Source organism: Jiangella muralis (assembly GCF_001270745.1).
In the GTDB taxonomy this organism is placed as follows: domain Bacteria; phylum Actinomycetota; class Actinomycetes; order Jiangellales; family Jiangellaceae; genus Jiangella; species Jiangella muralis.
Genome location: NZ_LFXL01000040.1, coordinates 71,733 through 81,354 on the forward strand (window position 1 = coordinate 71,733; position 9,622 = coordinate 81,354).

Annotated in this window: 10 protein-coding genes; all 10 read right to left on the bottom strand. The window is 73.2% G+C overall.

The window, feature by feature from the left end:
* Positions 1-16: 16 nt before the first annotated feature.
* Positions 17-499, bottom strand: coding sequence for a VOC family protein (locus ACW62_RS28050; RefSeq protein WP_053207439.1), 483 nt, complete (start codon positions 497-499; stop codon positions 17-19).
* 14 nt (positions 500-513) lie between these two features.
* Positions 514-930: a DNA polymerase ligase N-terminal domain-containing protein gene (locus tag ACW62_RS28055; RefSeq protein WP_083460252.1), complete on the bottom strand. Its 417-nt coding sequence runs from the start codon at positions 928-930 to the stop codon at positions 514-516.
* A gap of 22 nt (positions 931-952) precedes the next feature.
* A complete protein-coding gene (locus ACW62_RS28060; protein ID WP_157575036.1) occupies positions 953-2,440 on the bottom strand; it encodes a carboxypeptidase regulatory-like domain-containing protein in 1,488 nt (495 codons plus the stop codon).
* 90 nt (positions 2,441-2,530) lie between these two features.
* On the bottom strand, positions 2,531-3,724 hold the full coding sequence (locus tag ACW62_RS28065; RefSeq protein WP_053207428.1) for an ABC transporter permease: 1,194 nt from the start codon (positions 3,722-3,724) through the stop codon (positions 2,531-2,533).
* Positions 3,721-4,428, bottom strand: coding sequence for an ABC transporter ATP-binding protein (locus ACW62_RS28070; RefSeq protein WP_053207429.1), 708 nt, complete (start codon positions 4,426-4,428; stop codon positions 3,721-3,723). Before ACW62_RS28070 ends, ACW62_RS28065 begins: the two co-directional genes overlap by 4 nt.
* The gene (locus ACW62_RS28075; RefSeq protein ID WP_053207430.1) at positions 4,425-5,558 is read right to left on the bottom strand and encodes a peptidoglycan-binding protein; all 1,134 of its coding nucleotides are present in this window, start codon (positions 5,556-5,558) and stop codon (positions 4,425-4,427) included. The genes ACW62_RS28070 and ACW62_RS28075 overlap by 4 nt, the downstream gene beginning before the upstream one ends.
* Positions 5,555-6,118: a hypothetical protein gene (locus ACW62_RS28080; protein WP_053207431.1), complete on the bottom strand. Its 564-nt coding sequence runs from the start codon at positions 6,116-6,118 to the stop codon at positions 5,555-5,557. Before ACW62_RS28080 ends, ACW62_RS28075 begins: the two co-directional genes overlap by 4 nt.
* 74 nt (positions 6,119-6,192) lie before the next feature.
* Positions 6,193-7,623, bottom strand: coding sequence for a HAMP domain-containing sensor histidine kinase (locus tag ACW62_RS28085; protein ID WP_053207432.1), 1,431 nt, complete (start codon positions 7,621-7,623; stop codon positions 6,193-6,195).
* Positions 7,620-8,384 (bottom strand): response regulator transcription factor, encoded by a 765-nt coding sequence (locus ACW62_RS28090; protein ID WP_083460254.1) that lies wholly within the window; start codon positions 8,382-8,384, stop codon positions 7,620-7,622. Before ACW62_RS28090 ends, ACW62_RS28085 begins: the two co-directional genes overlap by 4 nt.
* Before the next feature lie 54 nt (positions 8,385-8,438).
* Entirely contained in the window at positions 8,439-9,086 is a 648-nt protein-coding gene (locus ACW62_RS28095) for a DUF4389 domain-containing protein (protein ID WP_053207433.1), read from the bottom strand.
* Between the last annotated feature and the right edge of the window lie 536 nt (positions 9,087-9,622).

Below are 9,622 nucleotides of genomic sequence, written 5' to 3' on the forward strand. Positions count from 1 at the left end.
TCATGGCCGGGTCCGCTCAGGCCGTGCCCTCGTACGCGGCCGTCAGGGCGGGGAGGTCGAGCTTGACCATCTGGAACATCGCCGCGGCCGTCCGCCCGGCCTTCTCCGGGTCGGGGTCGGCGAGGTAGCGCAGCAGTTGCACCGGCGTCACCTGCCACGAGACGCCGAAGCGGTCCTTGAGCCAGCCGCACTGCGTCGGCGTGCCGCCGCCGGCCAGCAGGGCGTCCCAGTAGCGGTCGATCTCCTCCTGCGACTCGCACGCGACGAACAGCGAGACCGCGTCGTTGAAGCGGTCGTGCGGTCCGCCGTTGATCGCCATGAACCGCTGCCCGGCCAGCTCGAACGTCGCCGACTGGAGGGTGCCGTCGGGGAACGGGCCGCCGGCGCCGTAGCGGGTCAGGTCGGTGATGCGCGCATCCGGGAAGATCGACGTGTACAGGGTCAGGGCGTCCTCGGCCGCGTCCTCGAACCACAGGAACGGGATGATCTTCTGGCTCATGGTCGGCTCCTTCGTCACGGTGCCGGCGTCTCCGGCGCTTCGTCAGTGGGTCGGAGCGGGCGCGCGGTTCTCGACACGTCCGGCTGCTCGAGCGTCCGGCGCAGCAGCCACCCGTCGCCGGTGCGGATGAGCGCGTATCGCGCGGAGCCGTCCCGCCCGTGCAGGGTGAAGATCATCCGCCGCTCGGTGCGGTCGTGCTCCTCCCACCAGCCGGTGTCGGCGACGGACTTGTCCTCGTCCTCGTAGCCGAGGTGGTCGAGATCGTGGTCCGGCACCTCGACGGCGAGCCGGTTCTCGCCCGGCGTACGGGGGAGGCCGCGCGGCACCGCCCACGACCGCAGCACGCCGTCCTCCTCGAGGCGCAGGTCGAAGTGGTGCCGTGGCCGGCGGTGCTCGTGCAGGACGAACGCCGGCCGCGCGTCATCCCCCATACGCAGGGTTGTACCCGATCGGTCAGCCGGTGACGCGGCGGCGGACGGCGAAGGCGGCGGCGCCGGCGGCCACCAGCAGGATGGCGACGGCGGCGGGCCCGGCTCCGGCGCCGGTGTCGGGCAGCTCCTCGCCCGGCTCAGTCGGCGTGCCGGACGGCGTGGCGGACGGGGTCGGCGACGCGGACGGCGTCGGCTCCTCGGTCGGCTGCTCCGTCGGTGACGGCGACGGCGACGGGGACGGCGTGGGCGTCGGCGTCGGCGTCGGCGTGGGCTCGGCCGTCACCTGCAGCGGCTCGTCGACCGGCACCGTCACCGGGACCTCCGTCGGTGACCCACCGGGCGGCGTCACGATCAGCTCGTACTCACCGGCCGGCACGTCGGGCAGCACGAAGTCGCCGTCCTCGTCGGTGGTGGTCTCGGCGACCACCTCGCCGTCGGGGTCCTCCAGCACGACGTCGGCGTCCGGGATCGGCTCGCCGTCCGGGTCGGTGACCGTCCCCGGCACCTCGTACACCTCGGTGTCGTCGGGCATCAGGTCGAAGTCGACGCCGGTCGCGTCCTCGGCCACGACGTCGGCCGGCAGTGTCGACGGACCGACCGCGACCAGCCCGTCCGGCACCGTCATCGTCACCTCGTAGTCGCCCGGCGCGACCCCGGCGAACGAGTACGTGCCGTCGTCGGCGGTCGACGTCGTCGCGATCACCTCGCCGGACGGGCCGGTCAGCGTCAGCTCCACCCCGGCCTGCGGCGTCGACGCGTCGAGCGTCACCACGCCCGCGACCGACCGCAGCTGCGACGCGAACCAGGTGTGGTAGACGGGGAAACCGGTCTGCCACGCGAACTCGACGGTCAGCGACGACAGCGCGACCGCGGGCTGGAACCAGCCGGCCGCGCCGCCGGTGTCGGGACCGTTGCCGGTCAGCGTCACGTCGGTGGCGCCGACGGCGGACGACGGCAGGTCGAAGCCGGGGTCACCGGCGGGCGGGCCGGACGAGCACACGCCGCTGGGCCGCGGTGACGTGTCGCAGTAGTTGAAGACGCCCTCGAAGCCGAGGTCGGCGCCGGAGACGGGGGCGCCGTCGGCGTCCAGAGCGGTCACGACGGCGGTGTCGGAGTCGATGTCGCCGAGCGCGAACCCCCACCCGCCGGCCGGCGTCGGCGTGTCGAAGACGTACGTGGTGGTCGACGGCGAGCCCGCGGTGTCGGCGGCCGGGCGCAGGTTGAGGTACGGATGGCCCTGGCTGGACCCGAACTCCTCGCCCCACGGCGTCGCGGCGCCGATCCAGTTCGACGCGCCACTGGGCACCGTCGCCGCCGCTCGCGAGTCGCTGGTGAAGGTCGTCGACGCGAACCCGGGCGGCAGCGTCACCGTGCCTGAGTAGTCGCCACCGCCCCCGGTCAGCGTGATCTCGCCGTACGACGCCTCCGCGTGTGCCGCGCCGGCAGCGGTCAGCGTCAGCGCCGCCGCCACCGCGGCGACGGCCGCCGCCCGTACCGGTCCACGTACCATGTCCCCGTTTGTCCCTTCACACATCGCGCCTGGTGAACGGGGTCATTGAACCCGCGGACGGCGGCCGCCACCACCGATTCGCACAAACTGTCACACCGACGACAGCGCCGCCGTCGGTGGCATCCGGGCCGCGCGCGCCGCGGGATAGGCGCCGGCCAGCGCCCCGACGACGATGGTCGCGCCGGCCGCGCCCGCGAGCACCCACACCGGCAGCGCGAACGGCCACTCCCGGCTGGACGCGAACGCCGCCGTCGCCGCGCCGCCCAGCAGCGCGCCACCGCCGCCACCGAGCGCCGCCAGCAGCACCGACTCGCCGAGGAACTGCCGCCGGATGTGCGCCCGGGTGGCGCCGAGCGCGCGCCGCAGCCCGACCTCCGAACGCCGTTCCAGCACCGCGATGACCATCGTGTTGGCCACCCCGATGCCGCCGACCAGCAGTGCCACGCCCCCCAGGGCCAGCAGCAGCGTCGTCAGCGTCTCGTCGGTCGCGGCCTGCGCGGCGAGCGCGTCCGATGGCCGGCTGACGGCGACCTCCTCCGGCGCCGCGGGGTCGACGGTGGCCGGCAGCAGCGCCCGCACCTCGTCGACCGACCCCTCGGCCACCCGCTGGTACACCGTCGTCGGCGCGCCGTCGAAGCCGAGCAGCGACTCCGCGACCGGCCAGCCGATCAGCGCCGACGTGTCCAGCTCCGGCGCCAGCGGCACCGGGTCGAGCACGCCGGCGACGGTGAACCACTCGCCGCCCAGCCACACCTGCACGTCGCCGTCGGTGCGCGAGATCCCGAGCAGCTCCGCCGTGTCGGCGCCCAGCACCACCACCGGGAACGCGCTGAGCACGTCGTCCAGCCAGCGGCCGGACGCGACCGTCGCGCTGACGGTGTCCAGCAGGTCGGTCCGGGCCGCGCTGACGGCGATCGCGTTGGTCTGGTTCGGGTCGATCTCGTCGTTGCGGTAGACCGCCGTGCCGGGGACGATCCCGGCCGCGCTCACCGACTCGACGGCGTCGAGCCGGCCGACCATGTCGATGGCCTCGCGCGGCAGCTCCGCCTCGCTGACGAACGACTGGCTCGGCGCGACCGTCAGCAGGTTGGTGCCGAGCGCGTCGAGCTGCTGGTTCACCTGCTCACGGCTGGACGCGGAGATCCCGACGACGGCGACCATCGCCGCGATGCCGACCGCGATACCCAGCGCCGACAGCACCGCCCGCAGCGGCCGCGCCCGCAGCCCGGAGAACGCCACCCGGACGGTGTCGCGCGGCCGCAGCCGCGACCGTGCCGCGGTCATGACGCCCCCGCCAGGTACTCGTCGGACTCGATCCGCCCGTCCAGGATGTGCACCTGACGGGGCAGCTCGGCCGCCACCCCGTGGTCGTGGGTGATGACGACGACCGTAGTGCCGCCGTCGTGCAGCTCGTGCAGCAGCTTGAGCACCGCCGCGCCGGACGCGGAGTCCAGCGCGCCGGTCGGCTCGTCGGCCAGCAGGAACGACGGCCGCCCGACCAGCGCCCGGGCCACCGCGACCCGTTGCCGCTGCCCGCCGGACAGCTCGTTCCCGCGGTGCCGCAGCCGGTCGGCCAGGCCGACGCGGTCCAGCGTCCGGGCCGCCCGGCGGCGCCGCTCGCGCAGCGACACCCCCGTGTACAGCAACCCGTCGGCGACGTTGTCCAGCGCGCTGACCCCGGGGGAGAGGAAGAACTGCTGGAACACGAACCCGATCGAGTGCGCCCGCAGCGCCGACAACTGCTTGTCCGACAGCGTGCCGACGTCGCGGCCGTCGATGCACACCTCGCCGGCGTCGGCCCGGTCCAGCGTGCCGAGGATGTTCAGCAGCGTGGACTTCCCCGAGCCCGACGGCCCGACGATCGCGACCAGTTCGCCGGGCGCGACGCTCAGGCTGACGCCGTCGAGCGCCCGCACCGGCGGCCGGCCGGGGTAGCGGCGGTGGACGTCGCGGAGCCGGATCACCGGCTCCGCCGTCGTGACGGTCATCGCCCGGCCACCCCCACGACGTCGCCCGCCGCGATGCCGTCGCCGACGATCTCGACCCGGCCGTCGGCGAACAGCCCCAGTTCGACCGGGACGACCGACGTCGTGCCGTCGGCCGCGATCAGCTCCAGGCCGTACCCGCCGCCCGCGATGGCCAGCAGCGCCGTCACCGGCACCACCAGCACGTCGGGCCGCTCGTCCACCGGCCGCACCACGTCGACCGGTGACCCGGCCAGCGCGGCATCCACCGGCTCGGCCAGCGCCACCTCGACCTCGACGACGGCGTCCTCGGCGCTCGCCTCCTCCTCGCCGGGCGCGCCGCCCGCCGGGGGCGCCTCCACCACCGTCGCCGCGGTCACGGTCCCGGTGGTCTCGGCGCCGCCCGGCAGGACGACGGTGACGGCGGTGCCGACGGCGAGCAGGTCGCGGTCGGCGACGTCCACCTCGAGCGTCGCGACCTGGTCGGTGCCGGTGACGTCGAGGACCGGCGACCCGGGCGTGACCGGGGCGCCGAGGTCGCCGTACACCGTCCCGACCCGGCCGCCCTCGGGTAGGAACACCACGTCGGACCGGGCGACCGTGCCGGTCTCCTCCGCGCCGATGTCCTCCTGCCACTCCTCGACCGCCTCGGCGGTGTTGTCGGTGTACTCGTCGTCGGCCGTGAACCCGTCGTACCCGAGGGCCTCCAGGTTCGCCTCCAGCTGCTCCACGTCGATCCCCTCGTCGCCGGAACCCAGGTCGCGGTACATCGGGATCACGCCGAGCAGCGCCGTCACCGGCCGCTCGTCCAGCCGGAACAGCTCGGTGCCGCGGGTGACCTCGGTGTCGGCCGCCGCGACCCGGGTCAGCGTGCCCTGGGCGGCCGGGATGCCGAGCGCGTCGCCATGCCCGAGCGTGCCGGACCACGTCTCGGTCGCGGCGATGGTGTCGCGCACCACCTCCGCGGTCGTGGCCGGTCCGGTGGCCGCGTCCGCCGCCTCGCCGCCGTCGTCGCGGGTCAGGTACCAGTACGCGCCGCCGGCCCCGGCCACGCCGATGACGCCGAGCGCCAGCCAGACCAGCTTCGCCCGGCCCCGGCGCGGCCGGTCCAGCTCCGCGTCGAGGTCGTCCTGGTGGTCGAGGGTCGCCGTCACTGGCCGCCGCCTGGTCCGGGGCCCATCCGGACCGGCGCGCCGTCGAGCTCGGGCTGGCAGGTCGTCATGGCGGCCTGGAACTCGGCGCTCTGCGGGTCGACGCCCGCCGGCATGCTCAGCTTGCCATCGGCGGCGGGGTCGGGCATGTCGATGCCGTTCGTGCGCATGCACTCGGTGAACGCGCGCAGCGACTCCAGGTCGTCGGAGTCGGCACCCTGCAGGTCACCGCCGTTGGGCAGCAGCGTCCGGCACTTCTCCATGGCCGCCTCCGCGTCCGGGTCGCCCGGCGGCAGCTGCAGCTGGACGCCGGGCTGGCCGGGGTCCGGGTCGGGCAGGTCGACGCCGTTCTCGCGCATGCACTCGTAGAAGTCCAGCTCGGCCTGCTCGGGGTCGGCCTCGCCGCTGCCGCCTCCGCCGTCCGACGTGCTGTCGCCGCCACCGGTGCCGGCCGCGCTCACATCGTCGTCGCCGTCGTCGGAACCGCACGCCGTCAACGCGACGGTCAGCAGCAGGGCGACGACCGGCAGCAGGCGGGAACCGCGCCGGGTGGATCGGGTCATGGTGTCCTCCGGGACGAATGTGGATGTCGGTGGTCCTTGCGACACCCACGCTCCCGGCGCGGCATGAGACGTCTTTAGGGCCGATCTAAGAGCGGGCTGAGAATCGCCGGCTCGGCGTCACGCAGCGGCAGCACGAGCGTGAACGCGGCGCCGCCACCCTTGCGCCGTCCAGCCGCGACGGAGCCGCCGTGCAGCTCCGCCGCCTGCGCCACGATGGCCAGGCCCAGGCCGGAACCGTGCCGTTCACGGGCGTCCTGGCCCCGGTAGAACCGGTCGAAGATCCGGGGCAGGTCGGACGCCGCGATGCCCGGCCCGCGGTCGAGGACGCGGATCCGGGCGCCCGCGTCGGTCTCGTCCAGCAACACGTCGACGGCGCCGCCCGGCGGGCTGACCTGGACGGCGTTGCGGACCAGGTTCGCCACCGCGCGCTCCAGCACGCCCGGGCGCACCACCGCCTCGAACGCGGGCCCGGCGACGGTGACGGTCACCTTCGGGTTGACCCGGCGGGTGCGGGCGACGGCCCGTTCGACCAGCGCGCGCAGGTCTGTCTCCAGCGGTGGCTCCGGTTCGGCGCCGCCGCGGGCCAGCTCGACGATCTCGCCGACCATGTCGGACAGCGCGGCCGCCTCCGCCTCCAGGTCGCGCAGCAGCCCGGCCCGGTCGGACGGCGCCAGGCGGCGGTCCGGGTGCTGCTCGCTGCGTAGCAGGACGCCGAGGTCGTTGCGCAGCGTCGTCAGCGGGGTGCGCAGCTCGTGGCCGGCGTCCTCCACCAGCTGCCGCTGCTGCGTCCGGGCGTCGTCCAGCGCGGCCAGCATCGCGTTCACCGAGCCGGCCAGCCGCGCGACCTCGTCTCGCTGGTTGCCCGGCGAGTCGATGCGGTGTGCGAGATCCTTCGTCGTCGCGACCTGCTCGGCGGCGTCCACCAGCCGGTCGATCGGACGCAGCCCCGTGCGCGCCGTCGTCCAGCCCAGCGCGGCGGCCGCGGCCACGCCCACGCCGGTGATGCCGGCCAGTAGCCAGGCGATCCGGGTCAACGTGCCGTGTACCCCGTCCAGCGGCTGCACCAGTCGCACCGCACCGTTGAACCCGTCGCCGCTGGACACCGCGGCGGTCATCACCCGGTGGTCGGCGCCGTCGATCTCCAGGTCGCGCAGCAGCGGGCCGTCGACCTCGCCGTCGACCAGCCGCCGCTCCTCGTCGTCGAGCACGAGCGCGGTGGTCTCGTTGCCCGGTGGGAGGCCCGGTTCCACCACGCCGTCCGGTGTGATGGTCTGGACGCCGAGTGGATCGTTCGCGAGGAACAGGCCGGAGCGCTGCGTACCTTCGGGCAGTTCGCTGGCCTGCTGCGCGATCCGTTCGAGGTCGGGGACGCGCGACAGCAGCCGCTGGTCGATCTCGTCCAGCAGGCTGGACCGGATCAGCAGCCACGCGGCGATCGAGGCCGCGACCACCGCCAGCGCCACCGCGGCCGACGTCAGCAGGGCCAGCCGTGCGCGCAGTGTCACGGCTCCGCCGCGCGTAGGCGCCGGTCGCCGACCGCGAGGTCTGACGTCAGGCCCTGCAGGCGCTGGCGGCCGACCGCAGGGTCTGACGTCAGTCCTAGAAGTTTGTAGCCGACGCCGCGGACGGTGTGCAGCATCCGCTCCTCGCCGCCCGATTCCAGCTTCTTGCGCAGGTAGCCGATGTAGACGTCCAGCGAGTTCGTCGACCCGTCCAGGTCGCAGCCCCAGACGCCCTCGTACAGCTGAGCACGGGTGAGCACCTGGCGCGGGTGCCGCATGAGCAGCTCCAGCAGGCCGAACTCCGTCCGCGTCAGCGAGATGTCCCGGTCCGCCCGCCGCACCTGCCACGTCTGCGGGTCCAGCCGCAGGTCGCCGACCACCAGCGGCGCCTCGTCCGCCGTCGACCCGGTGCGCCGCAGCATCGCCCGCAGCCGCGCCAGCAGCTCCTCGTGGGCGAACGGCTTCACCAGATAGTCGTCGGCGCCGGCGTCCAGGCCGAGCACGCGGTCGCGGACGGCGTCGCGGGCGGTGAGCAGCAGGACGGGGGTGCGGTCGCCGTCGCGGCGCAGCCGGCGACACACCTCGATGCCGTCCAGCCGCGGCATCATCACGTCCACCACCAGCACGTCCGGGCGCACGTCGGGGAACCGGTGCAGCGCCTCGACCCCGTCTGCCGCGGTCGTGACGGCGTAGCCCTCGAAGCGCAGCGACCGCGCCAGGGACTCCCGGAGCACCGGTTCGTCGTCCACGACAAGGACCCGCACGCTCTCCAGTGTGCGGGTCGCGGTTAAGAGCAGCCTGAGAAGGCCCGCGGCCGGTCAGGGCGCCAGCCGGAACGGCGGGTATTTGTCCGTCACCAGTGTGACGGCGTACCCGGCGACCCGGTTCTGCCAGCGGATCACGCCCTCGACGTAGTCGAACAGCCCTCGTGGGTAGCGGCCGGTGAACAAGACCGCGAACCACGCGACGATCACCGCGATGACCGCGCCGATGTGGAGGAAGAAGAGCACGATGTAGTGCGGGATCGCCAGCAGCCACTTCACCAGCGGCAGCCACCGGTTCAGCTCGGTGGGCACGTCCGGGTAGCGGTAGTCCAGGTGCACGGACTGGTGCTCGTCGGTGGAGGGGTAGCGATCGTTCATCAGCGCGAGATAGATCGCGACCCGGTTGATGAACCGCTGCAGCTCGAGGTTCCAGTCGAACCACCAGCGCGGGTACTTCTGCCGGAACAGGATCAGCAGCAGCGGGCCGAAGAACAGCAGCCCGCCGGCGCCGGCGGCCGCGGCCTCCCCCTGGTCGTAGCTCCACTGCCAGGTGCCGCCCGCCACACTGCCGAGCACGATGAGGATCGGGATCGCGACGAACAGCCGGAAGAACGTCGTGAGCCGGTTCAGCGACCGGTCCGGGTAGTCGACGGCGAACGTGACGGGATACGCGGGGGGCTCGTACGGCTGGGACTCCTGCATGAGGCACCGTCCTGTGGTCGGCAACATGAGCCCGTGATCAGGGCTCTCACCAGGTCTACTACCGTCTGGGCGGGTTGGGGGCGCGAACGGGGCAACCAGTTTCGCGGGCCCGACTTGACGATCACCCGCTGATCTTTGTAAGTTCTGCGTCGGCTCGTGAGAGCGCGGGACGCCGCAAGGCGGCCCGGACTCACGGAGTCACCCCGTACGAACGGCCACCGTGGTGGATCTACGTCCACTGCCGGTGTCAGGAGCATGGGGTGCTGGCCTCCCAGCCGAGCGACACGAGATCAGCCAGGCGGCTTGATCTGGACAGAGCGGCGGGGTAAGCTAGCGGGGTTGCCCGGGCGAGGATCGTTCGATCGACACCCAGTCGAATTCGAGAAAAGCGCGAATTTGACTCGGGAGACCGGGAAAACCTAAAGTAATACCAGCGCCTCACGGAGATTTCCGAAAGGAAATCAAGTGGGTGTGCCCGATTTTTGAGAACTCAACAGTGTGCCTGATGATGTTTGGTTGATGCCAAGTTTGTTTAT